General features: G+C 71.5%; 22 protein-coding genes and 3 pseudogenes. 16 read left to right on the top strand and 9 right to left on the bottom strand.

Annotated elements, in window-relative coordinates:
- Positions 1-101: 101 nt before the first annotated feature.
- The 6 genes from pgsA to pdxT all read left to right on the top strand — a co-directional run bounded on the left by pgsA (position 102) and on the right by pdxT (position 5,135).
- The gene (gene pgsA / locus VKK44_RS17800) at positions 102-722 is read left to right on the top strand and encodes a phosphatidylinositol phosphate synthase (RefSeq protein WP_343442223.1); all 621 of its coding nucleotides are present in this window, start codon (positions 102-104) and stop codon (positions 720-722) included.
- The gene (locus tag VKK44_RS17795) at positions 719-1,654 is read left to right on the top strand and encodes a phosphatidylinositol mannoside acyltransferase (protein ID WP_343442222.1); all 936 of its coding nucleotides are present in this window, start codon (positions 719-721) and stop codon (positions 1,652-1,654) included. Before pgsA ends, VKK44_RS17795 begins: the two co-directional genes overlap by 4 nt.
- A gap of 9 nt (positions 1,655-1,663) precedes the next feature.
- Complete coding sequence (locus tag VKK44_RS17790; protein ID WP_343442221.1) at positions 1,664-2,824, top strand: glycosyltransferase family 4 protein; 1,161 nt, start codon at positions 1,664-1,666, stop codon at positions 2,822-2,824.
- An 82-nt stretch (positions 2,825-2,906) separates the two neighbouring features.
- Positions 2,907-3,410, top strand: coding sequence for a hypothetical protein (locus VKK44_RS17785; RefSeq protein ID WP_343442220.1), 504 nt, complete (start codon positions 2,907-2,909; stop codon positions 3,408-3,410).
- 197 nt (positions 3,411-3,607) lie between these two features.
- The gene (gene pdxS / locus VKK44_RS17780; RefSeq protein WP_458351679.1) at positions 3,608-4,456 is read left to right on the top strand and encodes a pyridoxal 5'-phosphate synthase lyase subunit PdxS; all 849 of its coding nucleotides are present in this window, start codon (positions 3,608-3,610) and stop codon (positions 4,454-4,456) included.
- 73 nt (positions 4,457-4,529) lie between these two features.
- Positions 4,530-5,135 (top strand): pyridoxal 5'-phosphate synthase glutaminase subunit PdxT, encoded by a 606-nt coding sequence (gene pdxT / locus VKK44_RS17775; RefSeq protein WP_343442218.1) that lies wholly within the window; start codon positions 4,530-4,532, stop codon positions 5,133-5,135.
- Positions 5,136-5,153: 18 nt separating this feature from the next.
- Here the strand turns inward: pdxT and VKK44_RS17770 are convergent, their stop codons facing one another.
- Genes VKK44_RS17770 through VKK44_RS17760 form a run of 3 tightly spaced genes read right to left on the bottom strand, consistent with a single transcriptional unit; the run spans position 5,154 to position 8,009 of the window.
- Positions 5,154-6,536: a type IV secretory system conjugative DNA transfer family protein gene (locus VKK44_RS17770; protein WP_343442217.1), complete on the bottom strand. Its 1,383-nt coding sequence runs from the start codon at positions 6,534-6,536 to the stop codon at positions 5,154-5,156.
- Positions 6,537-6,546: 10 nt separating this feature from the next.
- Positions 6,547-7,086 (bottom strand): hypothetical protein, encoded by a 540-nt coding sequence (locus VKK44_RS17765; protein WP_343442216.1) that lies wholly within the window; start codon positions 7,084-7,086, stop codon positions 6,547-6,549.
- Complete coding sequence (locus VKK44_RS17760) at positions 7,083-8,009, bottom strand: hypothetical protein (RefSeq protein ID WP_343442215.1); 927 nt, start codon at positions 8,007-8,009, stop codon at positions 7,083-7,085. Before VKK44_RS17760 ends, VKK44_RS17765 begins: the two co-directional genes overlap by 4 nt.
- Positions 8,010-8,493: 484 nt before the next feature.
- Between VKK44_RS17760 and VKK44_RS17755 the strand changes: the two genes are divergently transcribed.
- Complete coding sequence (locus tag VKK44_RS17755; RefSeq protein WP_343442214.1) at positions 8,494-9,243, top strand: YebC/PmpR family DNA-binding transcriptional regulator; 750 nt, start codon at positions 8,494-8,496, stop codon at positions 9,241-9,243.
- Between the two features lie 102 nt (positions 9,244-9,345).
- Here the strand turns inward: VKK44_RS17755 and VKK44_RS17750 are convergent.
- From VKK44_RS17750 to VKK44_RS17740, 3 genes and pseudogenes are all read right to left on the bottom strand, one after another.
- Positions 9,346-9,585: pseudogene (locus tag VKK44_RS17750) on the bottom strand (hypothetical protein); the annotation flags it as partial.
- Complete coding sequence (locus VKK44_RS17745) at positions 9,582-9,758, bottom strand: hypothetical protein (RefSeq protein WP_343442213.1); 177 nt, start codon at positions 9,756-9,758, stop codon at positions 9,582-9,584. The gene VKK44_RS17745 and the pseudogene VKK44_RS17750, both read right to left, overlap by 4 nt.
- The gene (locus VKK44_RS17740) at positions 9,755-9,943 is read right to left on the bottom strand and encodes a hypothetical protein (RefSeq protein WP_343442212.1); all 189 of its coding nucleotides are present in this window, start codon (positions 9,941-9,943) and stop codon (positions 9,755-9,757) included. The genes VKK44_RS17745 and VKK44_RS17740 overlap by 4 nt, the downstream gene beginning before the upstream one ends.
- A gap of 195 nt (positions 9,944-10,138) precedes the next feature.
- Here VKK44_RS17740 and VKK44_RS17735 point away from each other — a divergent pair.
- From VKK44_RS17735 to VKK44_RS17725, 3 genes and pseudogenes are all read left to right on the top strand, one after another.
- Positions 10,139-10,931: pseudogene (locus tag VKK44_RS17735) on the top strand (helix-turn-helix domain-containing protein).
- Entirely contained in the window at positions 10,922-11,113 is a 192-nt protein-coding gene (locus VKK44_RS17730; protein WP_343442211.1) for a DUF397 domain-containing protein, read from the top strand. Before VKK44_RS17735 ends, VKK44_RS17730 begins: the two are co-directional and overlap by 10 nt.
- A gap of 65 nt (positions 11,114-11,178) precedes the next feature.
- Complete coding sequence (locus tag VKK44_RS17725; RefSeq protein ID WP_343442210.1) at positions 11,179-11,739, top strand: GNAT family N-acetyltransferase; 561 nt, start codon at positions 11,179-11,181, stop codon at positions 11,737-11,739.
- A gap of 60 nt (positions 11,740-11,799) precedes the next feature.
- On the opposite strand, the gene VKK44_RS17720 is transcribed toward VKK44_RS17725, so the two are convergent.
- Positions 11,800-12,744 carry a permease prefix domain 1-containing protein gene (locus VKK44_RS17720; RefSeq protein ID WP_343442209.1) on the bottom strand — a complete coding sequence of 315 codons (945 nt, stop codon included), beginning with the start codon at positions 12,742-12,744 and terminating at the stop codon, positions 11,800-11,802.
- The gene (locus tag VKK44_RS17715) at positions 12,741-13,082 is read right to left on the bottom strand and encodes a PadR family transcriptional regulator (RefSeq protein WP_107161211.1); all 342 of its coding nucleotides are present in this window, start codon (positions 13,080-13,082) and stop codon (positions 12,741-12,743) included. Before VKK44_RS17715 ends, VKK44_RS17720 begins: the two co-directional genes overlap by 4 nt.
- A 189-nt stretch (positions 13,083-13,271) precedes the next feature.
- Between VKK44_RS17715 and dnaE the strand changes: the two genes are divergently transcribed.
- From dnaE to VKK44_RS17690, 5 genes are all read left to right on the top strand, one after another.
- Complete coding sequence (gene dnaE, locus VKK44_RS17710) at positions 13,272-16,805, top strand: DNA polymerase III subunit alpha (protein WP_343442208.1); 3,534 nt, start codon at positions 13,272-13,274, stop codon at positions 16,803-16,805.
- A gap of 38 nt (positions 16,806-16,843) precedes the next feature.
- The gene (locus VKK44_RS17705; protein WP_343442207.1) at positions 16,844-17,740 is read left to right on the top strand and encodes a hypothetical protein; all 897 of its coding nucleotides are present in this window, start codon (positions 16,844-16,846) and stop codon (positions 17,738-17,740) included.
- Between the two features lie 46 nt (positions 17,741-17,786).
- Complete coding sequence (locus VKK44_RS17700) at positions 17,787-18,965, top strand: YncE family protein (RefSeq protein ID WP_343442206.1); 1,179 nt, start codon at positions 17,787-17,789, stop codon at positions 18,963-18,965.
- A gap of 59 nt (positions 18,966-19,024) precedes the next feature.
- Positions 19,025-20,413 (top strand): cation:dicarboxylate symporter family transporter, encoded by a 1,389-nt coding sequence (locus VKK44_RS17695; RefSeq protein WP_343442205.1) that lies wholly within the window; start codon positions 19,025-19,027, stop codon positions 20,411-20,413.
- Between the two features lie 548 nt (positions 20,414-20,961).
- Positions 20,962-21,999, top strand: a complete 1,038-nt coding sequence (locus VKK44_RS17690) for an aminotransferase class V-fold PLP-dependent enzyme (protein WP_343442204.1) — start codon at positions 20,962-20,964, stop codon at positions 21,997-21,999.
- Positions 22,000-22,314: 315 nt separating this feature from the next.
- Here the strand turns inward: VKK44_RS17690 and VKK44_RS17685 are convergent.
- Positions 22,315-23,488: pseudogene (locus VKK44_RS17685) on the bottom strand (acyl-CoA dehydrogenase family protein).
- A 138-nt stretch (positions 23,489-23,626) separates the two neighbouring features.
- Here VKK44_RS17685 and VKK44_RS17680 point away from each other — a divergent pair.
- Positions 23,627-24,703: an alcohol dehydrogenase catalytic domain-containing protein gene (locus VKK44_RS17680; RefSeq protein ID WP_343442203.1), complete on the top strand. Its 1,077-nt coding sequence runs from the start codon at positions 23,627-23,629 to the stop codon at positions 24,701-24,703.
- The last annotated feature ends 268 nt before the right edge of the window (positions 24,704-24,971 follow it).

The following is a 24,971-nucleotide window of genomic DNA, read 5'->3' as shown; positions in this document are numbered from 1 at the left end:
CTCGATCTCACACCCGTGCCGGTGTCGGCACAAGGTCCGCCGGGCGGGTCGTCCGCCCGGCTGTGTCCCCGGTCCCGGCCGGCCGTTATCGTGGGACCGCCATGGCGAAGATCTTCCAAGTGACGGCCCGAGCGGGCATGACCCGCGTCGTGGAGCCGATCGCGCGCGGATTGCTCCGCGCGGGCGTGTCCCCCAACGCGGTCACCGTGACCGGCACCGTCGGCGTGCTCGTCGGCGCGTTCGGCTTCGGCGCGCGCGGCCATCTGGTCGCCGGCGCGCTGATCGTCACGGTCTTCGCCCTCACCGACCTGCTCGACGGCACGATGGCGCGGATGAGCGGCGGCTCCACCCGGTTCGGGGCGTTCCTCGACTCGAGCATGGACCGGGTCGCCGACAGCGCGGTGTTCGGCGCGGTCGCCTACTGGCTGGCCACCCAGCAGCAGTACTCGGGCGTGGCCGCCGCGCTGGTCTGCCTGGCCGCCGGCGGCCTGGTCTCCTACGTGAAGGCCCGCGCCGAAGGGCTGGGCATGACGTGCAACGTGGGCATCGCCGAGCGCACCGAGCGGCTGCTCATCGTGGGCGTCGGCGGCGTGCTCACCGGTGTCGGGCTGGACCGGGCTCTGGAGGTCGCGCTCTGGCTGCTCGCCGCCGTCTCGATCTTCACGGTCGGGCAGCGGATGGCGCACGTGTACCGGCAGGCCCAGCGGGTCGGCGCGGAGTGAACCTCACCGAGGCGGGCTACGTCGCGGGCTGGCGCGTGATCCGCGCGCTGCCCCGGCCCGTCGCGGCCGCGGCCTTCCGGGCGGGCGCCGACCGCGCCCACCGCAAGGACGGCGGGGGTACGCGTCGACTGCGCGCCAACCTGCGCCGGGTGGTCGGTCCGGAGCTGCCCGACGCGGAGCTGGACGCGCTGGTGCGCGCCGGCCTGCGCTCGTACGCCCGCTACTGGCTGGAGGCGTTCCGGCTGCCCGGCCTGAGCCGGGCGGAGATCCTCGCCGGGTTCCGCCTGGACGGCGCGGAGAAGCTCGCCGCCGACGTGGCGGCCGGGCGGGGCGCGGTGGTGGCGTTGCCGCACGCCGGCAACTGGGACGCCGCCGGCGCCTGGGTGGCGGCCACCGGCTGGCCGATCACCACGGTCGCCGAGCGGCTCAAGCCGGAGGGCGTCTACGAGCGGTTCGTCGCGTTCCGGGAGGGGCTGGGGATGGAGATCCTGCCCACCCACGGTGGCCCGCGCCCGGCGTTCGACGTCCTGGTGGACCGGCTGCGGGCCGGCGCGGTGGTGCCGCTGCTCGCCGACCGGGACCTCTCCGCCCGGGGCGTGGAGGTGGACTTCTTCGGCGGCCGGACCCGGATGCCGGCCGGCCCGGCGCTGCTGGCGCTGCGCACCGGCGCGCCGCTCTACGTGGCCTCGATGTGGTACGAGCCGGACGCCCCCTGCGCCTCGATCGAGGGTCCGCTGGCGCTGCCGGAGGAGGACAGCGCGCCGCTGGACGCCCGGGTCCGGGTGGTGACCCAGCGGATAGCCGACGGTCTGGCGGCGGGCATCGCCCGGCATCCGCAAGACTGGCACATGTTGCAGCGGATGTGGCTGGACCAGGGACCGGCCGGGGCGCCGGCGTCGGCGCAGCCGCCGGCCACCACCGGGACGGTCTAGGGGGACGCCATGCGGATCGGCATCGTCTGCCCGTACTCCTTCGACGTGCCGGGCGGCGTGCAGAACCACGTCATGGACCTGGCCGAGGCGCTGCTCGGGCTGGGCCACGAGGTGAGCGTGCTGGCCCCGGCCGACGAGGACGCGACGCTGCCGCCGTACGTGGTGTCGGCGGGGCGGGCGGTGCCGCTGCCGTACAACGGGTCGGTGGCGCGGATCGCGTTCGGCCCGGTCTCCACCGCCCGGGTGCGCCGCTGGATCAACCGGGGCGACTTCGACGTGCTGCACGTGCACGAGCCGCTCACCCCGAGCCTGTCGATGCTGGCGGTGCTCTGCGCCCGTGGCCCGGTGGTGGCCACGTTCCACACCGCGATGACCCGGTCCCGGGTGCTCTCCGCGGCGCAGGGCGTGCTCCAGATCCTGCTGGAACGGATCACCGCCCGGATCGCGGTCAGCGCGCTCGCCCGCAAGGTGCAGGTCGAGCACATGGACGGCGGCGCGGTGGAGATCCCGAACGGTGTGGCGGTGGCGAAGTTCGTCGGCGTCGAGCCGCTGCCCGGCTGGCCGGGGGAGTGCGCGCCGGGCACCGGCGGCACGCTCGGCTTCCTGGGCCGGTTCACCGAGCCGCGCAAGGGCTTCCCGATCCTGCGCGACGCGTTCGTGGCGCTCGCCCCGCACCGCCCGGGGCTGCGCCTGCTGGTGGCCGGGCCGGGTGACGCCGACGAGCTGTTCGGCCGGTTCCCGGCCGAGCTGCGCGACCGGGTCACGTTCCTCGGCCTGGTCTCCGAGGCGGACAAGGCGCGCATGCTGCGCAGCGTGCACCTCTACGTCGCACCGAACACCGGCGGGGAGTCGTTCGGGATGATCCTCACCGAGGCGCTCGCCGCCGGGACCGCGGTGGTCGCCAGCGACCTGGACGCGTTCCGCCGGGTGCTCGACGGCGGGCGGGCCGGGCGGCTGTTCCCGACCGGGGACGCGGACGGCCTGCGGACCGTGCTGACCGAGCTGCTCGACGACGCCGGCCAGCGGTCCGGGTTGGCCGCCGCCGGCGACCAGGTGGTGGCGAATTTCGACTGGCCCGTGGTTGCCCGCCGCGTTCTGGAGGTATACGCAGCCGCGATCGAGGCCACCGACGGCCGGGTCATGGACCAGGAGTGGGCGGGGCTGGGCTGACCACGGTGGCCGGTGGGGCCGCTGTGACGAGCGTGTCGACCGGTGCCCACGCCGGCCGGCCGGGATGAGGAGCAGCACTACGATGCCGGGCATGTGGTGGGTGGTGGGCACGGCGCTGGTGCTCGGGCTGGTCTCGGCGTACCTGATCTGGACCGCCGGCCGGGTGCAGCGGCTCCAGGTCCGCGCGGAGTCGGCGGCCCGCGCGTTGGACGCGCATCTGCTGCGGCGCGCCGCCGCCGCCGCGGTCCTGGCCGAGCAGCGGTACGGCGTGGAGCTGTACGCGGCCGCCCGGATCGCGCTGGACGCCGTCCCGGAGGAGCGGGAGGCCGCCGAGAACGACCTGACCCGGCAGTTGCGCGCGGTGCGGTTGGACCCGGACGACCCGGCCTGCGGCGCGGTGGTGGCGGCGAGCCGGCGGCTGGCGTTGGCCCGGCAGGTGCACACCGATCTGGTCCGGGACGCCCGTTCGGCGCGCAGCCGCCCGGTGGTGCGCCTGTTCCGGATGGGGCGGGGCCGCGAGTGGCCCCGCTACTTCGACATCGACGACCCGACACTGGTCCCGCGCGCGGACGTCACCACCGGCTGAGACGCGGCCGGCGGGGTCGTGACGGCGGCCACAGGGCAGGCCACCGGGGGTGCGATTGGCTGTCGGAGCGGCGTGGCGGCGGTCGTAGCATTTCCGCACAGCCACCCCGACCGCACGCCGAGGAGCGATGACCCGTGTCCGAATCCACCGCACCGACCGCTGACCCCACCGTCGGCACCGCCCGCGTGAAGCGGGGGATGGCCGAGATGCTCAAGGGCGGCGTGATCATGGACGTGGTCACCCCCGAGCAGGCGAAGATCGCCGAGGACGCCGGCGCGGTGGCCGTGATGGCGCTGGAGCGGGTGCCGGCGGACATCCGTGCCCAGGGCGGCGTGTCCCGGATGAGCGACCCGGACATGATCGACGGCATCATCTCCGCCGTCTCGATCCCGGTGATGGCCAAGGCCCGGATCGGGCACTTCGTGGAGGCGCAGGTCCTCCAGGCGCTCGGCGTGGACTACGTCGACGAGTCCGAGGTGCTGACCCCGGCCGACTACGCCAACCACATCGACAAGTGGGCCTTCACGGTGCCGTTCGTGTGCGGCGCGACCAACCTGGGTGAGGCGCTGCGCCGGATCACCGAGGGCGCCGCCATGATCCGCTCGAAGGGCGAGGCGGGCACCGGGGACGTCTCCAACGCCACCACCCACATGCGGAAGATCCGGCAGGAGATCCGCCGGCTCCAGACGCTGCCGGCCGACGAGCTGTTCGTCGCGGCGAAGGAGCTCCAGGCCCCGTACGAGTTGGTCAAGGAGGTCGCCGAGCGCGGCAAGCTGCCGGTCGTGCTGTTCACCGCCGGTGGCATCGCCACTCCGGCGGACGCGGCCATGATGATGCAGCTCGGCGCCGAGGGCGTCTTCGTCGGCTCGGGCATCTTCAAGTCCGGCAACCCGGCCCAGCGGGCCGCCGCCATCGTCAAGGCGACCACGTTCCACGACGACCCGGACGTGCTGGCGAAGGTGTCCCGTGGGCTGGGCGAGGCGATGGTCGGCATCAACGTCGACGAGATCCCGCAGCCGCACCGCCTGGCCGAGCGCGGCTGGTGAAGGTAGGGCCGGGCCCCCTGTCAACGCCTCCGGTAGAGGCGGGGCCCCTTGTCGACACCGCGGGAGGAGCGACGTGACCGTACCCGTGATCGGGGTGCTGGCCCTCCAGGGCGACGTGCGCGAGCATGTCGCGGCGCTGGCCGGCGCGGGCGCCGACGCCCGGCCGGTCCGCCGGCCGGGCGAGCTGGACGCGGTCGACGGCCTGGTGGTGCCCGGCGGCGAGTCGACCACGATCAGCAAGCTGGTGGACATCTTCGAGATGCGCGAGCCGATCGACAAGCGGATCGCCGACGGCATGCCGGTCTACGGCTCCTGCGCCGGCATGATCATGCTGGCCACCGAGGTGCTGGACGGCCGTCCCGACCAGCGCGGTTTCGCCGGCATCGAGATGACCGTGCGGCGCAACGCGTTCGGCCGTCAGGTCGACTCGTTCGAGGCGCCGGTGGCGATCGCCGGGGTCGACGGCGACGCGTTCCACGCGGTGTTCATCCGCGCGCCGTGGGTGGAGCGCGTCGGCGCGGGCGTGGAGGTGCTCGGCCGGGTCACCGACGGCCCGGCCGCCGACCGGATCGTCGCGGTCCGCCAGGGAAACCTGCTGGCCACCTCGTTCCATCCGGAGCTGACCGGCGACCTGCGGCTGCACCGGCTCTTCGTGGACCTCGTCCGGGCCGCTTCCTGACGCGCCACCCGGCGTCGGTCAGTGGTGTCGCGGATTGGGTGCGGCCCACTCCCGGAGCACCGGGTCGGTGAGGTGGTTGAAGCGTTGTATCCGGGTCGGCTGCTCGCTCTTGAAGGCGACCACCTGCTCGCCGGGGGACAACTGCAACAGCTCGCCCACGTTGACGCCGAGCCGTCGGGACAGCTCGGCGGCGGCGCCGAAGTTCGCCGGGCTGAACACCTGGAGCACGCCGGAGTTGTTGATCATCGTTTCGCCGACGCCCTTGTAGATGCTGGTGAGCTGCGCCAGGTCCTGCCAGAACGTCCAGGTGCGCAGCCCGTAGCCGCGCAGCAGGGTGATCGCGTCCTGGAGCAGGGAGAACCGGCCCAGTTGCGCCGCCTCGTCGATGAGGAAGAGCAGGCGCGACTGGTTGATCGTCCGGCTGTTCATCACGTAGTAGAGCAGGCAACCGATCCACGCCCGGAGCAGGCGTTGGTGGGTACGGAGCTTGTGCGGCGGAACGACCACGTAGATCGAGATCCGGCGGTCCGGGTCCACCAGGTGGGCGAGCGGAAAGCTGGTGCGGTCGGTGGCCTCCACCGTCCGCCGGGAACTGAACGGCGCGAGCTGCTGGGCCGCGGTGACCACGATGCTGGGGAAGGTCTTCTGCTGATCGACGCCGAGCAGCATCTGGAACTCCTGCCGGGTGCCGGCCGGCATCCGGCCGTCCCGGTCGTTGTCCAACGCCTCGGCCAGATACATCACCAGGTCGCTCTGGAACAGCCGACTGCGCAGCTTCTGGAGGGTCAGCGAGGAGGCGCCCGTCGGTTCGGCCTCCGCCTCCGCGGTGATCAGGTGGGTGGTCAGCCCGGCGATCAGGAGCTGGGCCATCTCGTCCCAGAACGGCTCGACTGTCGACTTCTCGCCCCCCATCAGCAGGTCGGACAGGAGCCGCCCGAAGTCCTCCGGCTCTTCGGCGTCCTCGTTGTCCCGACCGAGTTCGGCGAACACGTCGAAGGGGTTCAGGGCGCCGCGGTCGGCTCGGCTGCCGTTGCTGGCGCCGAAGGGATCGAGCAGCACGATCTCGTGGCCCAGCGCGTCGCGCCGGTGGGCGTGTGTGACGTCGTAGTTCTCCCCCTTCGGGTCGAGCACCACCACCGAGCCCTCGTAGCTGAGCAGGTTCGGGATGATGACGTCGCGGCCCTTGCCGGCGCCGGTGGGGGCGATGGTCATGAGATGGCTGTCGTCGTCCGAGGCGACCACCGGGCCCAGCGCGTCGTCCGCGATGATGTGTTCCTCGCGCAGGCCGAGTCGGATCCGGGCGTCGGTGACGCTCGGTCGGCGCGGCGCGAACTGGCTCCTCGACTTCGACTCCGGATCGAGGTGGCGGGCCAGGAAGCGTCCGATGATCAGCTTGGACACCGTGATCCCCTCACGCTCGACGACGGGTGATGTGGGCGGGCGTGAAGCCGGTCATCGTGCCGCTGCCGGACCCGGCCGAGATGCGAAGGTTGAGCGGTTTGTCGTGTTCGTTGCCGAGCACGTCGTAGTAGCGGATCCGGAGCACCAGCGAGGCCAGCTCGGGGATGCCCGGCGGGTCGCTGAACCGCAGCCGCTGTTCGATGTCCGTCATCGGTTGCACCGCGTCCGCCTTCGGCTCGCCCAGCGGCACGAACTCCAGCGCCGAGTGGTCCAACGTGATCTGGTCGATCCGCAGGCCGAGCATGGGGCCGGCGCCGACGTTGCGCAGCCGGACGGAGAGCACCACCAGCTCCTGCCCGCGCCAGGTGAGCCGGGAGTCCTGAATCATGGCGACCGGCACCACCGACGCCTCCAGCTGTTCGCCGGCGATCCGCGCCTCCCGGGCCGTGGCGCGGTTGTTCTGCCAGGAGAGGATCAGGGCGACGACACTCAGGGTGAGCGTGACGGCCAACCCGACGACCTGGAGCGTGTTGAGCGATTCCTGACTCATGGCATCGTGCCGACGGCACAGGAGAAGTTCCATTCCCGGAAGAAGTCCGCCATGAAACCCTTCACCACCCGGTCGCGGAAGAAGTCGCGGTACGGCACCTCGTAGTTCTCCAGCAGGAAATCCGGACGGGGCGCGATGCGGGCACCCGGCTCCGCATTGTCCGAGCCGATCGTCTCGGCGATGGAGTGGAAGTCCAGCCAGATGCCCCGGTAGCCCTGATTGGCCGGAGCCTGGATGTCGTAGACCTCCCGCAGGTGCACGCCGGGGGAGGCCTCCCGGAAATTGGAGATCTTGATGTCGAGCCGACCGGTGCGCAGCGAGCTGGCCGCGTCCTGGCCGGTCGGCACCGGACGGAACCGGCCGTCCTCGTCGGGTCGGCGGGACAGCAGCGGTCCGATCAGTTCGTGGCTGCTGACCGGTTTCTGCCGGTGCACCGGAATGAAGTCGTAGACGATCATCGAGAAGCGGTAGGCGGCGCGCAGGGGTTGCAGATCGAAGTCGGAGTGCAGCACCTCGGACAGGTCGATCGCGATTCGGGAGACGAGCCCCCGGATGTACGGCATCAGGAGCCGGTACCAGTTGTGGAACAACCGCAGCGACGATCCCGAACGGCTGAGGGTGATCCGCAGGTCCCGCCGGATGTCGATGCGGAAACCGAAGGAGGGCTCCTTGTAGACCACGCCGACGTCCCCGTCGCTCCAGTCCAGCCGCAGCGTGTCCACCTCGTGCAGCTCGCTGGCCTCCAGCACTTCCGCCACCGCCCGGTAGAGTCGCGCGCCCAGTTCACGCCGCAACGCGTCCAGTCCTTGGAGGTCCCGCGCCGCGGGCAGTTCGACGATGAGGGAGAAACCATTCAGGGCGTCCACGCCCTGGGGCCCCAGCATGTCGATTCCGGCGGAGAATTCGTCGAACGTCTCGAGCACGCTTCCTCCGCTCATCGCTTTCGGAGATTTGGAGGCTAGCCGGATGCCAATCGGCTCCGTAGGACCGGACAAGGCAGGAGAGACTGGCCCGTCGTTGGGCCCGGTTGGCTGTTCGGTTGAGCGTGTGCCGCCGGCCGAGCCAAAGACGCAGGTCGACGCCAATACGCGACATGATCGCCATCCGACGGGTGGCGTGGTGTCCATCGGGCGCGGCGGCCCGGGGCGTACCCGAATGATTGTCGGATCTCCGTCATCCGCCCGGCGCGGCGGTGACTCCGGCCCGGTTGCCGCATCCGGCCGGCGGGTGTGCGACGCCCGGGGCGCGGCCTCGGTAGGATTGCCGACGGTTCGGCAGGGCCGTCACCGCCCCAGCCCATCACGCGGAGCCGTCGGGGTGCTGCGGCTCGCGGCGCCCGGTCCCCGGGCGGTGGGGTGCCGGCGCGAGCAGTCGACGCAGGCGTGGGTCAACAGACGGAGGTATCAGATGTCCGGCCACTCAAAGTGGGCGACCACCAAGCACAAGAAGGCCGTGATCGACGCCAAGCGCGGCAAGATGTTCGCCAAGCTGATCAAGAACGTCGAGGTGGCGGCCCGCACCGGCGGCGGCGACCCGGCCGGCAACCCGACGCTCTTCGACGCCATCCAGAAGGCGAAGAAGAACTCCGTCCCGAACGACAACATCGACCGCGCGGTCAAGCGGGGCTCCGGCCTGGAGGCCGGCGGCGCCGACTGGCAGACGATCATGTACGAGGGCTACGGCCCGAACGGCGTGGCGATGCTGATCGAGTGCCTGACCGACAACCGCAACCGCGCCGCCACCGAGGTCCGCACCGCGCTGACCCGCAACGGCGGTTCGCTGGCCGACGCCGGCTCGGTGTCCTACATGTTCTCCCGCAAGGGCGTGGTGATCGTGCCGAAGGCCGGCACCTCCGAGGATGACGTGATGATGGCCGTCCTCGACGCCGGCGCCGAGGAGGTCAACGACCTCGACGAGGCGTTCGAGGTGATCTCCGAGCCGGGTGACCTGATCGCGGTCCGGACCGCGTTGCAGGACGCCGGCATCGAGTACGAGTCGGCCGAGTCCTCCCTGATCCCCAGCGTGAACGTGCCGCTGGACGAGGAGGGCGCCCGCAAGATCTTCAAGCTGATCGACGTGCTGGAGGACTGCGACGACGTGCAGAACGTCTACGCCAACTTCGACGTCTCCGACGAGGTCATGGCCGCGGTCGGCTGACCCCCTTCTTGATCGACACCAGCTCGGCGTAGTGGCGGTATCCCAGACCCGGGATACCGCCACTACGCCGTACCGGTGCGTTGCCGCGTCGGTTGGTGGGCTGGTGGGCTGGTGGGCTGGTGGGCTGGTCGGCGACAGTCGGCGCAGGGCCGCCGGCCGGACGAAGACGGTCCGGCGGGCGATAGCGTCGCCGGTGGCGTCCAGCTCGTAACCCTCCAGCCAGGCCCACCCGTCGTACGTGGTCCAGTCCAGCGTCCTGATCACGCGGAACATGATCGGCCGGACGAACTGGACCGAGGCCGCCCGGCTGATCTCCAACAGCTCCCCGGCACGCGGCGTCACCCGCGCTTCCGGTCCCGCCACGCCCGGAGCGTCTCCCCGGCCCGGGTGAGCCGTTCGCAGCCGCCGTCCGGCCGGCACCGGGAACACACGTCCCGATGGTGCAGGTCGACGACGTAGCCGGCCATGACGACGGCGAACGGCGGCTCGGGCAGCCGCTGCTCCGCCCCCGTCACGAGGCGCTCCGCGCATGCCTGGTGTCGTGGCCGGCTCGTCCGTCCCGGGGCCGGTCCGAAGGACGGTCGTCGGCCGACGCCTCCGGACCGTGTGTGCCGTAGGCGCCGCCCCGGTGCGCGTACGCCGGGCACTGCACCACGTCGACGGGCTCGTCCTGCCGCTGGAACCACTTCCACCGACCCATGTCCACCTCCGATGAGGTTGCTAGCCGGGAGCCGGCCTTCACTGTTGGTCTTCGGTATGAAACTCTGCGTGTTGACAGATCGGTCGCGGAAGCAATCCGGCGCTTGTGGAGTGACGCTGGCGGGAGGCTTCTCCACTGGTGAGAGGCGCTGAGGAGATGGGGCTGGGGATTGGGGAAAGATTGGGGACCGTGACCATGACTGCGGCGGAGATCCTGCTCGACGAGCTGCGCCGTCTCCGGACGACGCGAGGGCTCAACCAGGAGGAGTTCGGTCGACTGATCAGCTACTCCGGCACGCATGTCAGTGCCGTGGAGACTGGAAGCAGGCCGCCCACCACCGACTATGCGGCGGCTATCGACAGGGCGCTGCAGACGGGTGGCATCTTCGGACGGTTGCTCGATCGGCTGTCAGTTCTGGACCTGGCCCCGCCTTGGCTCCGCGAATGGATCAGTGTCGAGGAGCAGGCAACGGCCCTGCGCTGGTACGAACCCGCGTTCGTGCCGGGACTGCTGCAGACCGAGGGGTACGCACGGGCGATCCTGCACGCGGGAGGCCATCTCACCCCTGAGCAGATCGAACAGCGGGTTCGCTCCCGTATCGACCGCCAGTCGATCCTGAATCGGGAGAATCCGCCTCGCCTCGTGGTGGTGCTCGACGTGGCCGTCCTGCGGCGCACCGTCAATGACAGCCGAATGATCATGCGGGAACAGTCGGAACACCTGGCTGCGGCTGCTGAGCTGCCGCACGTCCGGATACATGTCGTGCCCGAGGAGACCGGGCTCTACCCTGGGCTGCAAGGCGGCTTCATCCTGGCGACCATGCCGGACGATTCCGCCCTCGGCCGACAACCAGGTCCGATCGGAGACGGTCAGCGGTTCGGCCGAGATTGCTGAGCTTCAACGCACCTGGGAGAGCGTCGTCCGGGACGCCCTTCCCCGGAAGCTTTCCCTGGCACTGATCAAGGAGGCGGCACTGACATGGACCTGACCAACGCCCGGTGGCGTACGTCAACGAAGTCCGGGACGAACGGCGGGAACTGCGTCGAGGTCGCCGACAACCTCCCCGGTGTGGTCGCCGTTCGGGACAGCAAGGATCGGCAGGGCCCGGTCCTGGCCTTCACGCCACGCTCCTGGCAGGCGTTCGTCTGCCACGCGAAGTCGGTCGCCTGACCCGCTGGCGTCACGCCCGCCGAAACCGGGCTGACCGGGGCGCCGGCAGCCCGTAGCCTGCCGGGGTGCTCGTACCCGATCTGCCGTTGCGCACCGCGCGCCTGGTGCTGCGTGCCTTCACCGCCGACGACCTCGCCGTGGTCCGGGACTACCGGGGCCGCCCGGAGGTCACCCGGTTCCTCTACCACCAGCCGTACGACGACGTCGCCGCCCGGGCGGCGATCGACCGGCTGGTCCGGCGCACCGCGCTGCGCGCGCCGGGCGACGTGCTCAACCTGGCCGTGACGCTTGCCGACACCGGCGTGTTCGTCGGGGACGTGCTGCTTACCTGGACCAGCGCGGAGCACCGGCAGGGCGAGATCGGTTACGTGGCCCATCCCGACCACACCGGCCACGGCTACGTGACGGAGGCGGCCCGGGAGTTGTTGCGGCTGGGCTTCGAGGGCCTGGGCCTGCACCGGATCGTCGGCCGGTTGGACGCCCGCAACACCGCCTCGGCCCGGGTGCTGGAACGGCTGGGCATGCGTCGCGAGGCGCACCTGCGGGAGAACGAGTTCGTCAAGGGCGAGTGGACCGACGAGGCGGTCTACGCCCTGCTGGCGCGGGAGTGGCGGGCGGCGGGCTGACCGCCGCGTACCGGACGGCCCGGCGCACCCTCGACGGGCGGCGCCGGGCCGGCGGAGGTCTCAGCGGGCGGCGCGCCGGGCCTTGACCAGGCTGTCGACCACGTCCCAGGCCGCGATGACCACGGTGACCACGACGGCGACGCGGGCCACGTCGTCCGCCCCGCCGTCGCGCAGCCAGGTGAACCGTTCGACCAGCTCCGGGTTGAGCAGCCGGTCGGTGAGCAGCAGCCAGACCACCGGGCCCGCGAACGCCAGGTTGAGCAGCGCGTTGACCGCCACCAGCGGCCAGGTCCAGCGGCCGGCCCGGTACTTCGCGACCTCCAGGCCGACGGTGGCGAGCAGCACCACGATCAGGGCGGGGAGCCAGAAGCTCCACAGTGCCGGGTCGAGCACCGGCAGCCGGGAGCCGTCGTCGGTGGCCCACCGCTGGAAGTGCTGCCCGACCAGGACCGCGACGGTGCCGAGCAGGAAGACCACCGAGGCCACGCTGTCCGGCTGGCTGATCTGCCGGTCGCGGCTCTCCTCGGGGAGCTGGTCGACGGTCCACTCCGGCAGGCCCAGCGGCGCCCGGGTGCGTTCCAGGACGGCGAAGCTCAGCGTCACCCAGAACGCGACCTGCACCGCGGTCTGGAGCGCGACCGAGATCGCCGCGCCGATGGCCCGGCCGGGCTCGTCGCCGACGGTGGCCGTGACGAGACCGGTGATCACGCCGACCGCCGCCGGGATCCAGGTGAGCAGGGTGCGCAGCACCCGCCACCAGAGCAGGTAGTAGCGCGGGCCGATGAGCTGGAGCGTGCGGTCGCTGTAGCGGGCGGCGAGCTGCTCGGGGCGGCCCATCTCGGTGAGCACCTCGCGCTCGGCGGCGGCGTGGTCCTGCCCGCCGGCGGTCCGGTCGTCGATCATGTCGGCGATGGAGGCGCGCAGCTCCTCGGCGAGCTCGGCGCGGCGCGGCGCGGGCACGGTCCGCAGCGTGGCCGCCAGGTAACGGTCGGTCAGGGAACTCATCGCCCTACTCCTTCGATCAACTGGGTGACGGACGTCCGCACCGCGGTCAGGTCGTCGAGCAGGCGGCCCAGCACCGTCTCGCCGTCGTCGCTGGTGCGGTAGAACTTGCGCGGCCGGCTCTCCTCGGTGTTCCACTCGCTGGTGAGCAGGCCCTGTTCCTCGAGCCGGCGCAGCAGCGGGTAGAGCGTGTTGGCGTCGACCGCGAAGCCGTGCGCGGCCAATCGTTGCAGCAGGGCGTAGCCGTAGTCGGGGCGGCGCAGGGCGACCAGGCTGGCCACCACGACCGTGCCGCGTCGCAGCTCCTGGAGATGGGTCCGGAGGACCTCGTCGCTGACCATGCGTCACACGATACTGTGTGCCACACACTATGGCAACCAGATACAGCATCGTGTGGCGTACGTGCGGAGTCGCCGGAGAGACGGCCACCACCACCGCCCGCGTGGCCAATGGAGCCGCCGAGATCACCTCGGTAGGGTGGGTCGGTCGACTCCGACGCAGCTTGATCCACAACCCGGGGGGCGCCACGCATGGGCGATTCGTTCGCGCATCTGCACGTACACACCGAGTACTCGATGCTCGACGGTGCGGCCCGCCTCAAGGACCTGTTCGCCGAGGCGGCGAGGCTCGGCATGCCGGCCGTGGCGATCACCGACCACGGCAACATGCACGGCGCGAACGACTTCTACAAGCAGGCGATGGCCGCCGGGGTCAAGCCCATCCTCGGCGTCGAGGCGTACGTCGCGCCGGAGTCGCGCTTCCACAAGGCGCGGGTCAAGTGGGGACGCCCCGAGCAGAAGAGCGACGACGTCTCCGGCAACGGCGCCATCACCCACATGACCATGTGGGCGGCGAACCGCACCGGCCTGCACAACATGTTCCGGCTCAACTCCCGCGCCTCGATGGAGGGCCACTACGTCAAGTGGCCCCGGATGGACATGGAGCTGATCGCCGAGCACGCCGAGGGCATCATGGCCACCACCGGCTGCCCCTCCGGCGCGGTGCAGACCCGGCTGCGGCTCGGCCAGTTCGACGAGGCGCTCAAGGTCGCCGCCGCGTACCAGGACATCTTCGGCAAGGAGAACTACTTCCTGGAGATCATGGACCACGGCCTCGACATCGAGCGCCGGGTCCGCGACGGGCTCACCGAGATCGCCCACAAGCTCGACATCCCGCCGGTGGTCACCAACGACTCGCACTACACGCACGAGGCGCAGGCCGAGGCGCACGACGTGCTGCTCTGCGTGCAGACCGGCAGCAACGTCGCCGACCCCAACCGGTTCCGCTTCGAGGGCGGCGGCTACTTCGTCAAGTCCGCCGACCAGATGCGCGCGGTCGACTCGTCCGAGCTGTGGCAGCAGGGCTGCCGCAACACGCTGCTGGTGGCCGAGAAGGTCGATCCGACCGGCATGTTCACGTTCCACAACCTGATGCCGCGGTTCCCGATCCCGGACGGCGAGACCGAGGAGTCCTGGTTCCGCAAGGAGACGTTCGCCGGGCTCAAGCGCCGCTTCCCGAACGGCATCCCGGAGGGCCACGTCGTCCAGGCCGAGTACGAGCTGGGCGTCATCATCCAGATGGGCTTCCCGTCCTACTTCCTCGTGGTCGCCGACTTCATCCAGTGGGCGAAGAACCAGGGCATCGCGGTCGGCCCGGGCCGCGGCTCGGCGGCCGGATCGCTCGTCGCGTACGCGTTGGGCATCACCGACCTCGACCCGATCCCGCACGGTCTGATCTTCGAGCGGTTCCTCAACCCGGAGCGCGTCTCGATGCCGGACGTCGACATCGACTTCGACGAGCGCCGACGCGGCGAGGTCATCAAGTACGTGACCGACAAGTGGGGCGAGGACAAGGTCGCGCAGATCGCCACGTTCGGCACGATCAAGGCGAAGGCCGCGATCAAGGACTCGGCCCGGGTGCTGGGCTTCCCGTACGCGGTCGGCGACCGGATCACCAAGGCCATGCCCCCGGCCGTCATGGGCAAGGACATCCCGCTCTCCGGCATCTTCGACCCGAAGCACCCGCGCTACGCCGAGGCGGGCGAGATCCGTGGCCTCTACGAGACCGACCCGGACGTCAAGAAGGTCATCGAGACCGCGAAGGGCATCGAGGGCCTGATCCGCCAGACCGGTGTGCACGCGGCCGGCGTCATCATGTCCGCCGAGCCGATCATCGAGCACATCCCGCTGATGCGACGCGACGCCGACGGCGTCATCATCACGCAGTTCGACTACCCGACCTGCGAGTCGCTCGGGCTGCTGAAGATGGACTTCCTCGGCCTGCGCAACCTGACCATCATCGACGACGCGGTGAAGAACATCCAGCTCAACCACGGCAAGGAGCTGGACCTGCTCGGCCTGCCGCTGGACGACAAGGCCGCGTACGAGCTGCTCGCGCGCGGCGACACGCTCGGCGTGTTCCAGCTCGACGGCGGGCCGATGCGCTCGCTGCTGCGGATGATGAAGCCGGACAACTTCGAGGACATCTCCGCCGTGCTGGCGCTCTACCGGCCCGGCCCGATGGGTGTGGACTCGCACACCAACTACGCGCTGCGCAAGAACGGCCTCCAGGAGATCACCCCGATCCACCCGGCGCTGGAGGAGCCGCTGCGCGAGATCCTCGCCCCCACCCACGGCCTGATCGTCTACCAGGAGCAGGTGCAGCGCGCCGCGCAGATCCTCGCCGGCTACACGCTCGGCCAGGCCGACCTGTTGCGCCGCGCGATGGGCAAGAAGAAGAAGGAGATCCTGGACAAGGAGTTCGTCCCGTTCCGGGACGGCTGCCGCGCGAACGGCTATCCCGACGACGCCATCCAGGCGGTGTGGGACGTGCTGGTCCCGTTCGCCGGCTACGCGTTCAACAAGGCCCACTCCGCCGCGTACGGCCTGGTGTCGTACTGGACCGCCTACCTCAAGGCGCACTACCCGGCGGAATACATGGCGGCGCTGCTCACCTCCGTCGGTGACGACAAGGACAAGATGGCGCTCTACCTGTCCGAGTGCCGCCGGATGCGGATCCAGGTCCTGCCGCCGGACGTGAACACCTCCGCCGGCCCGTTCACCCCGGTCGGCAAGGAGATCCGGTTCGGCCTCGGCGCGGTCCGCAACGTCGGCGCGAACGTGGTCGCCTCGATCATGCGGTGCCGCGAGGAGAAGGGCGAGTACGCCGACTTCTACGACTTCCTGTCCAAGGTCGACGCGGTGGCCTGCAACAAGAAGACCATCGAATCGCTGATCAAGGCCGGCGCGTTCGACTCGCTCGGCCACCCGCGCAAGGCCCTGCTCGCCGTGCACGCCGACGCCATCGACGCGTACGCCGACGTCAAGCGCAAGGAGGCGGTAGGCCAGTACGACCTGTTCGGCGCCGGCTTCGGCGACGCGGACACCGGCGGCAGCACCACCGTCATGCCGGTCATCGCCGACAGCGAGTGGGACAAGCGCGACAAGCTGGCGTTCGAGCGCGAGATGCTCGGCCTGTACGTCTCCGACCACCCGCTGTTCGGCCTGGAACACGTGCTCGGCGCGGCGGCCGACACCACCATCGCCGCGTTGTCCGAGGAGGGCACCGTGCCCGACGGCGCGGTGGTCACGCTCGCCGGCATCCTCTCCGGCGTCCAGCGCCGGGTCACCAAGCAGGGCCGGGCCTGGGCCTCGGCCACGCTCGAAGACCTCGCCGGCGGCGTCGAGACGCTGTTCTTCCCCAACACCTACGAGGTGATCGGGCAGTACATCGCCGAGGACGCCATCGTGGTGGTCAAGGGCCGGGTGGACCGTCGGGACGACACCCCCCGGATCATGGCGATGGACATGTCCATGCCGGACGTCACCAGCAACCCGGCGAACAAACCGGTCACGCTGACCATCCCGGTGCACCGCTGCACCCCGCCGCTGGTCGAGCGACTCAAGGAGACGCTGGTGCTGCACCCCGGCGACACCGAGGTGCACGTCAAGCTGCTCAACGGCGGCAAGGTCACCACGTTGCGTCTCGGGCCGTTCCGGGTCGCCGCGACCACCGCGCTGATGGGGGACCTGAAGAGCGTGCTGGGCCCGGCCAACGTGAGCTGACCGGGCGGCCCGGGTGGTGATCGGGCATCATCGAAGGGATGCCGCCCGATCATTTGCTGCACGTGCGTGACCTGGTGCCCGACGCGCTAACCTGCCTGCGCGAATGCCGGTCGGCGCCGGCCGACCGCTGGCCGCGGCATTGGCGGTCCAGCTACCTGGACCGGCACCCGGACGTGTTCCGGGTGCTCGACCGGGACGGCGACTGGTCCGCACCGGCGGCCGTGACCGCCGCCGTGGCCGGGCTCCGCGACCGGGTCGCCGACCTGGCCGCCCGCGCCGAGGCGGTACGCGACCTGCTGCCCGCCGGCGTCGCGGACGCGGCCGGGGCGCTGGGCTGGTCCGGTGCGGGCGGGCCGGTCGAGTGCGTGGTGCTGGTCGGGCTGCACCAGGCCAACGGCTGGGCTGACGACCTGGGCGGTCGCTACGCGCTCTTCCTCGCCGTCGAGCGCCTCGGCCCACCGGACGACGACGGGCTGCTGGTGCGGCACGAGGCCGCGCACGTGGTGCACGACCGCCGGGCCGGGATCCGCGGCTGGCCCGAGCACGGGGTGGCGACCCATCTCTTCGCCGAGGGGCTGGCCACCCAGGTCACCGCCGAACTCGACCCGGGCCGGCCGAGCGAGGCGTACCTCTGGTTCGGTCGTCCCGGCCACCGGGCCTGGCTGGACGAGTGTCGCCGCCGCTGGCCGGAGATCCTGGGTCGGGTCCGGGCCGACCTGGACGCCACCGACCCGGACCACCACGCCGCCTACTTCCTCAAGCGGGACTCGCCGCTGCGTGGCGACCTGCCCGGGCGCTGCGGCTACCTGGTCGGCCTGGCGGCGGTGCGGCGGCTGCGGGAGCGGCACGGCCTGGCCGAACTCGCCGGCTGGCCGCTGCCTCGGGTACGCGCGGAGATGGCGGCCACGCTCACGGACCTGCCCGCACCCGGCTGAGCGAATCACCGAGATTATTTAATCGTAAATGCCCTATATTGGGGAGATGACGCCTCGGTCGCTCCTGGCGCTCTCGTCGGCCCTGCTCCTGTCGGCGGGGCTCATGGCGTGCACTGATCGCCCGCCCGGGGAGGAGGCCCTGACCGGCCCGTCCGATGGCGGTCCCGCCCGGACGATCGGTCCGTTGGTGACCGGCATGCCGGCGTACCCGACGCCCGGCGACGTGTATGCCGCCGCCGGTCCCGACAAGCTCGTCCCGCGCGTGCGCGACGACCGACCCCTGGTCTACGTGCCGAACACCAAGAGCAACGACGTCTGGGTGATCGACCCCGCGACCTACCAGGTGGTGCGGAAGTTCCCGGGTGGCCCGGAGCCCCAGCACGTCGTGCCCTCCTACGACCTGCGCACGCTCTATGTGGCATCCAGTCAGATCCCCAACGGCGGCCTGGTGCCGATCGACGCGCGCACCGGCGAGCCAGGCCGGTTCAGAAAGCTCGAAGACGTGTACAACCTCTACTTCACCCCGGACGGCAAGCAGGCGATCGTGGTGGCCGAGGCGTACCAGCGGCTGGACTTCTACGACGTGGCCACCTGGCAGCGGGCGCGGTCGGTCCGGTTCCCCGAGTGCGGCGGCATCAACCACATGGACTACTCCGCTGACGGCAGGACCATGCTGTTCAGTTGCGAGTTCGCCAACCGGATGCTGGTGCTCGACACCACCACGCTCCGCAAGGTGCGCGAGTTTCGGCTCACCGAGACGAGTGACGGCATGCCGCAGGACACCCGGCTGACACCGGACGGGCAGCACTTCCTCGTGGCAGACATGCGCGCCAACGGCGTCTACGTCTTCGACGGTGGGGCGACTCGGCAGACCGGCTTCATCCGCACCGGGCGTGGCGCGCACGGTATCTACTTCAGTCGCGACGCCCGGCATGCCTACGTCACCAACCGCGACGAGGGCAGTGTGACAGTGCTCGACCTGCCGGGTCTGCGATCCACCGCGACCTGGCGGATTCCCGGCGGCGGCAGCCCGGACATGGGCGGGCTCTCGTCAGACGGGAAGCGCCTCTGGCTCTCCGGGCGGTACCACGACGAGGTGTACGTATTGAGTACGGAGAACGGCCAACTGCTGGCCCGTATACCGGTCGGCAGGGGGCCGCACGGCTTGACCGTCTGGCCGCAGCCCGGCCGCTACTCGCTCGGGCACACCGGCAACATCCGTTGACCGCGGCCGGGCCACGCCGTGATCGTGCGGTTCACTGAGACCTGCCTCACAGTATGGAGATGGACACCACCACCTCCGCCCCCGAGGACGTCCGGCCCGCCCGCCGCGACCGGACCCGGTACCTCTACCTGGCGGTCATTCTCGCCGTCGTCGCCGGCATCGTGGTCGGCCTGGTCGCACCGGACGTCGGCAAGGCGCTGAAACCGCTCGGCACCGGCTTCGTGAACCTGATCAAGATGATGATCAGCCCGGTCATCTTCTGCACCATCGTGCTCGGCGTCGGTTCGGTCCGGCAGGCGGCCAAGGTCGGCAAGGTCGGCGGCCTCGCGCTCGGCTACTTCCTGGTCATGTCCACGGTGGCGCTGGCGATCGGCCTCGTGGTCGGCAACCTCATCCACCCCGGCGCCGGCCTGGACCTGGGCCCGGACGTGGCCGACGCCGGCCGGTCGGCGGCCGGTGACGAGAGCGCCGGCACTGTCGACTTCCTGCTCGGGATCATCCCGACCACGCTGGTCTCCGCGCTGACCGAGGGCGAGGTGTTGCAGACGCTGCTGGTGGCGCTGCTGGTCGGCTTCGCGGTGCAGGGCATGGGCCGCCGGGGCGAGCCGGTGCTGCGGGCGATCGGCGTGCTCCAGCGCCTGGTCTTCAAGGTGCTGGCGATGATCATGTGGCTGGCGCCGATCGGCGCGTTCGGCGCGATGGCGGCGGTGGTCGGCGCCACCGGCGTGGACGCGCTGAAGAGCCTGGCGCAGATCATGCTCGGCTTCTACGCCACCTGCCTGATCTTCGTGATCGTGGTGCTCGGCCTGCTACTGCGCCTGATCGCCGGGATCTCGATCTTCTCGCTGCTGCGCTACCTGGGCCGCGAGTTCCTGCTGATCCTCTCCACCTCGTCGTCCGAGTCGGCGCTGCCCCGGCTGATCGCGAAGATGGAGCACGTCGGCGTCAGCCGGCCGGTCGTCGGCATCACGGTCCCCACCGGCTACTCGTTCAACCTCGACGGCACCGCCATCTACCTGACCATGGCCGCGCTCTTCGTGGCCGACGCGTTGGGCAAGCCGCTCGCGGTCGGGGAGCAGATCTCGCTGCTGGTGTTCATGGTGATCGCGTCGAAGGGCGCGGCCGGCGTGACCGGCGCCGGGCTGGCCACGCTGGCCGGCGGCCTCCAGTCGCACCGGCCGGACCTGGTCGACGGCGTCGGCCTGATCGTCGGCATCGACCGGTTCATGTCCGAGGCCCGGGCGCTGACCAACTTCGCCGGCAACGCCGTGGCGACCGTGCTGGTCGGCACCTGGACCGGGGAGTTCGACCGGGACCAGGCCCGCGCCGTGCTGGCCGGCGACCGCCCGTTCGACGAGAACAGCATGCTCGACGAGGACGACGACGAGCGCCCCGCCGAGGACGCCCCGCCCGGCGCCGAGCGCCCGCTCGCGGGCTCCACCGCCTGACCCGGCCTGGCTGGGCCTGACCCGGCCTGGCTGGGCCTGACCCGGCCTGGCTGGGCCTGACCCGGCCTGGCTGGGCCTGACCTGGTCCGGTCCGGCTGGGCCTGACCTGGTCCGGTCCGGCTGGGCCTGACCTGGTCCGGCCCGGCCTCTCGCGACCCGGCGCAGCGCAATCTGGCCGGCCCGGCCCAACCGGAGCCCTGACCGACTGGAGAGCCCGACCCGACTGGACCGGTCTGCCCGGCGAGGCCAGACCTGCCCGGGACAGGTCCCAGCGAGTTGCCTCTCCGTCATATTTATGCCCGAGAGGCATATCGCTCTCGGTCGACCCTTCCTCGCTGCGGCACCGACGCCGTCTCCCTCGCGCGATCATGCACTTTCCGCCCGGGCGAAACGGATGAAGCTCGCACCGAAGGGGCCGGGACTGCAAGATCGTCGATCGGGCCGGGGGAGGGAGCGGGGCGGGAAGTGGGCGGGAAGTGAGCGGGGTGGGCCACGGGGGTGGGATTGGCGGTGTCGGATGGGCGGTGGGGGTGGCTAGCGTCGGTGGCATGGAGCTGGAGCAGGCACGGAAGTTGTGGCAACCGGAGCCGGGCTGGTTGAACACGGCGACCTACGGGTTGCCGCCCGATCCGGTGTGGACGGCGATGCAGCAGGTGCTCGCCGACTGGCGGACCGGCCGGGTGTCGTTCGAGGTGTGGGACGAGTCGGTCGGGCGTTCCCGGGCCGCGTTCGCCCGGCTGGTCGGCGTGGACGCGGCCGACGTGAGCATCGGCGCGGCCGTGTCCCAGTTGGCGGCGCCGATCGCGGCGTCGTTGCCGCCGGGGGCCACGGTGGTGGTGCCCGAGGCCGAGTTCACCTCGATCCTGTTCCCCTGGCTGGTGCAGGAGGAGCGCGGCGTGCGGGTGCGTACCGTGCCGCTCGACGGCCTGGTCGACGCCATCGACGCGGACACCGACCTGGTGGCGTTCAGCCTGGTGCAGTCCGCCGACGGCACGGTCGCCCCGTACGACGAGATCGTCGCGGCGGCCCGGGCGCACGGCGCGCTGGTGGTGGTCGACGCCACCCAGGCCTGCGGATGGCTGCCGTTCGCGGCGGACCGGGCGGACGCGGTGCTGGTGGGGGCGTACAAGTGGTTGATGGCGCCGCGCGGCACGGCCTTCGCCTACCTGGCCCCGGCGTTGCGCGAGCGGATGCGTGCCGACGCCGCCGGTTGGTACGCCGGCCGCGACCCGAGCGCCTCCTTCTACGGCCTGCCGCTGCGGCTGGCCGACGACGCCCGCCGGTTCGACATCTCCCCGTCCTGGCTCTGCTACGCCGGCGCGGCTCCGGCGCTGGAGCTGCTCGCCGAACTCGACCCGGCGGCGGTGCGCGACCACGACGTGGCGCTGGCCAACCGGTTCCTGGCCGGGCTGGGCCGACCGCCCGGCGACAGCGCGATCGTCACCGTCGCGGTGCCGGACGCGCAGGAGAGGCTGGCCCGGGCCGGCGTGCGGGCGGCGGTGCGGGCCGGCCGGGTCCGCGCCTCGTTCCACCTCTACACCACCGAGGCGGACGTGGACCGGGCGGTCGAGGCGCTGACCGACTGACCCGGGCGGAGCGGCCGGCGTCCCTCTCCGGGCACACCGGCCGCTCCGCCCGTGTTCAGGAGCAGATGCTGAAGGTCGCGGACGTGTAGGAGAGCAGGGTCCTGGAGCCGACGACGCCTCGCTGACGAGACCCCGGGCGCTCTGCCACTGCTTGGTGGCGGCCGTCGTCGCCGGCCCGAACCGGCAGTCGACGCCGGAGCGGGCGAGGTACCCGTCGGCCCACAGGATCATCTGCCACATGACGACGACGTTGCGGTGCGAGCGCGTGTCGTGCGCGTCTCCGGTTGCCGTCCGTCAGGGTTCGGACACTCCGGCTCAGGCCAGGTGGCCGCCGATCCTCGTGTAGCCGCGCAGCAGGTCCCGCGCGATGATCAGCCGCTGCATCTCGTCGGTGCCCTCGAAGATGCGGTACAGCCGCACCTGCCGGTACCAGCGCTCGATCGGCAGCTCCCGGGTGTAACCCATGCCGCCGTGGATCTGGAGCACCCGGTCCACCACGCGGTTGACCATGCCGGCGCCGTAGAGCTTGCCCATCGAGGAGGCCGTGCCGGGGGTCCAGGCCCGCATCGACCGTCCAGGCCGAGCGCAGGATCAGCCAGCGGGCGGCCTCCAACTCGGTCTCCGAGTCGGCGATCATCCACTGGATGGCCTGGTTGGTGGCGATCGGGGCGCCGAACGTCTCCCGGGTGTTGGCATGGTCGATCGCCATCTGGAGGGCCCGTTCGGCGATGCCGACCGCGTGCGAGGGGATGGTGTAGCGGCCCTTGCCGATCCACTCCATGCCGAGCGTGAAGCCCTGCCCGATCTCGCCGAGGATGTTGCGGTGCGGCACCCGTACGCCGTCGAAGACGAGCGAGGCGGGGCCGCCCTCGCCCATCGTCTGGATGAACTCCGACCGCCAGCCCATCGCGCGGTCGACCAGGAACGCGGTCGCGCCGCCGCGCCGGGCCCCCTTCTCCGGGTCGGTCACCGCCACCACGATGGCGAAGTCGGCGTCGTTGCCGTTGGTGATGAACGTCTTCTCGCCGTCGAGGATCCAGTCGTCGCCGTCGCGTCGCGCGCGAAGCTTGATGTTCGCCGCGTCCGAGCCGGCCCCCGGCTCCGTGATGGCGAAGCAGGAGATCCGGTCCCCGGCGATGGTGGGAAGCAGGAACTCGTGCTTCTGCTCCTCGGTGGCGTGGAACAGGATGTTGTCGGCCTCGCCGCCGAAGCGGAACGGCACGAAGCTGCGTCCCAGCTCGGTCCAGATCAACGACTGGATGACCGCCGGCAGCGCCATCCCGCCGTACTCCTCCGGGGTGGCCAGCCCCCAGAAACCGAACGTCTTCGCCTTGAGCTGGAGTTCGCGCAGCTCGGAGCGGTCCAGGCCGGGGCGGTGGTCGCGTTCGCGGCGCAGCAGCTCCGACTCCAGCGGCATCACCTCGCGGGTGACGAACGCGCGGACGGTGTCGCGGATCGCGCGTTCCTCGTCGGACAGGGCGAAGTCCACGGTGCCTCCTCGGCTCGGCGTCGGCTCCAAACTAGTCGGGGGTAGCGTCGAGACCCCACCGCCGGTCTCCACCCCGAAGGACGCCATGTATCCCGCCGTCGCGCCGCCCACCCCGCCGTCGCCGAAGGCGCTCCGGCGATGAGGGCGCTCGTGGTACGCGGCCAGGGCGCGACCCCGGCCGTCGAGGAGGTGCGCCTGCCCGCACCCGGCCCGGGTGAGCTGCGGGTCCGGATCCGCGCCGCCGGCCTCTGCCACTCCGATCTGGCCATGGTGAACGGCACGCTGACGCCCGGGTACCCGCTGGTGCTGGGGCACGAGGCGACCGGCGTGGTGGCCGAGGCCGGGCCGGGCACCGCGCTGCCCGTGGGCACGCCGGTGGTGCTCAACTGGGCGCCCGCCTGCCGTGACTGCTGGCACTGCCGGCACGGCGAGCCCTGGCTCTGTGTCGCGAACAGCGCCCCCTCGGTGCCGCGCGGCGAGACCGCCGCCGGGGAGCCGGTGCAGGTCACGCTCGGGCTCGGCGCGCTCGCCGAGGAGGTGGTGGTGCCGGAACGGGCGGCCGTGCCGGTGCCGGCCGGGCTGCCGCTGGCGCAGGCGGCGCTGCTGGGCTGCGCGGTGCTCACCGGCACCGGCGCGGTCCGCAACACCGCCCGGGTCGCCGCCGGTGAGTCGGTCGCGGTGATCGGGCTGGGCGGCGTCGGGCTGGCCGTGCTCACCGCCGCCCGCCGGGCCGGCGCGTCGCCGATCCTCGCCGTCGACGTGGTGGCGGCCAAACGGGAGCTGGCGCTGGCCGCCGGCGCGACCGACTTCCTGCGCTCCGACGACACGCTCGGCAGGCAGATCCGGGCCCGCACCGACGGGCGCGGGGTGGACCACGCGTTCGAGTGCGTGGGCCGGGCCGCCACCATCCGTACCGCCTGGCGGGCGACCCGGCGCGGGGGAGCGGTCACCGTGGTCGGCATGGGCGGCCGGGACGACCTGCTCAGTCTCTCCGCGCTGGACATCTTCCACTCGGCGCGGACGCTGCGGTCCTCGGTCTACGGCTCGACCGACCCGGACCGCGAGGTGCCGGAGCTGGCCGCCGCGCTCGCCGCCGGCGACCTCGACCTGGCGCCACTGGTCAGCGGCACGGTGTCGCTGGCCGAGGCGCCCGCGGCGCTGGACCGGCTGGCCCGGGGCGAGGGCGCCCGCTGGGTGGTCACGTTCCCGGACTGAGCCCGCCCTCGACCAGGACCGCGACGCCGTACGCCGTCGGCCGGTGCGCCCGCCCCCGGTCGCGGTCACGGTGCCGGGCCACATGTCGACGGCTGCCGATGGGTCGGGAGTGGCCGGCACCGGCCCGGCGCCTGTGGAGGTCCGCCCCGTGCCGCGCGGGGGGAATGTGTGGCGCATCGACATGGCTCGACCCGTTCGGCGCCCCGTAGGTTTCCTGCACGCGACGGCCCTGTGACCCCGGTCACCGACCCGGCCGTGGCGGACGGAC

Origin of the sequence: Micromonospora sp. DSM 45708 (assembly GCF_039566955.1) — a bacterium.
Taxonomy (GTDB): Bacteria; Actinomycetota; Actinomycetes; order Mycobacteriales; family Micromonosporaceae; genus Micromonospora.
This window is presented reverse-complemented; position numbering and strand designations above follow the sequence as displayed.

Excerpts from the sequence above, each read along its gene's own strand:
- pgsA (WP_343442223.1), top strand. The coding sequence starts at position 102 with ATGGCGAAGATCTTCCAAGTGACGGCCCGAGCGGGCATGACCCGCGTC.
- VKK44_RS17790 (WP_343442221.1), top strand. The coding sequence starts at position 1,664 with ATGCGGATCGGCATCGTCTGCCCGTACTCCTTCGACGTGCCGGGCGGC.
- VKK44_RS17785 (WP_343442220.1), top strand. The coding sequence starts at position 2,907 with ATGCCGGGCATGTGGTGGGTGGTGGGCACGGCGCTGGTGCTCGGGCTG.
- pdxS (WP_458351679.1), top strand. The coding sequence starts at position 3,608 with ATGGCCGAGATGCTCAAGGGCGGCGTGATCATGGACGTGGTCACCCCC.
- VKK44_RS17765 (WP_343442216.1), bottom strand. The coding sequence starts at position 7,086 with ATGAGTCAGGAATCGCTCAACACGCTCCAGGTCGTCGGGTTGGCCGTC.
- VKK44_RS17755 (WP_343442214.1), top strand. The coding sequence starts at position 8,494 with ATGTCCGGCCACTCAAAGTGGGCGACCACCAAGCACAAGAAGGCCGTG.
- VKK44_RS17740 (WP_343442212.1), bottom strand. The coding sequence starts at position 9,943 with ATGGGTCGGTGGAAGTGGTTCCAGCGGCAGGACGAGCCCGTCGACGTG.
- VKK44_RS17730 (WP_343442211.1), top strand. The coding sequence starts at position 10,922 with ATGGACCTGACCAACGCCCGGTGGCGTACGTCAACGAAGTCCGGGACG.
- VKK44_RS17720 (WP_343442209.1), bottom strand. The coding sequence starts at position 12,744 with ATGAGTTCCCTGACCGACCGTTACCTGGCGGCCACGCTGCGGACCGTG.
- VKK44_RS17715 (WP_107161211.1), bottom strand. The coding sequence starts at position 13,082 with ATGGTCAGCGACGAGGTCCTCCGGACCCATCTCCAGGAGCTGCGACGC.
- dnaE (WP_343442208.1), top strand. The coding sequence starts at position 13,272 with ATGGGCGATTCGTTCGCGCATCTGCACGTACACACCGAGTACTCGATG.
- VKK44_RS17705 (WP_343442207.1), top strand. The coding sequence starts at position 16,844 with ATGCCGCCCGATCATTTGCTGCACGTGCGTGACCTGGTGCCCGACGCG.
- VKK44_RS17700 (WP_343442206.1), top strand. The coding sequence starts at position 17,787 with ATGACGCCTCGGTCGCTCCTGGCGCTCTCGTCGGCCCTGCTCCTGTCG.
- VKK44_RS17695 (WP_343442205.1), top strand. The coding sequence starts at position 19,025 with ATGGACACCACCACCTCCGCCCCCGAGGACGTCCGGCCCGCCCGCCGC.
- VKK44_RS17690 (WP_343442204.1), top strand. The coding sequence starts at position 20,962 with ATGGAGCTGGAGCAGGCACGGAAGTTGTGGCAACCGGAGCCGGGCTGG.
- VKK44_RS17680 (WP_343442203.1), top strand. The coding sequence starts at position 23,627 with ATGAGGGCGCTCGTGGTACGCGGCCAGGGCGCGACCCCGGCCGTCGAG.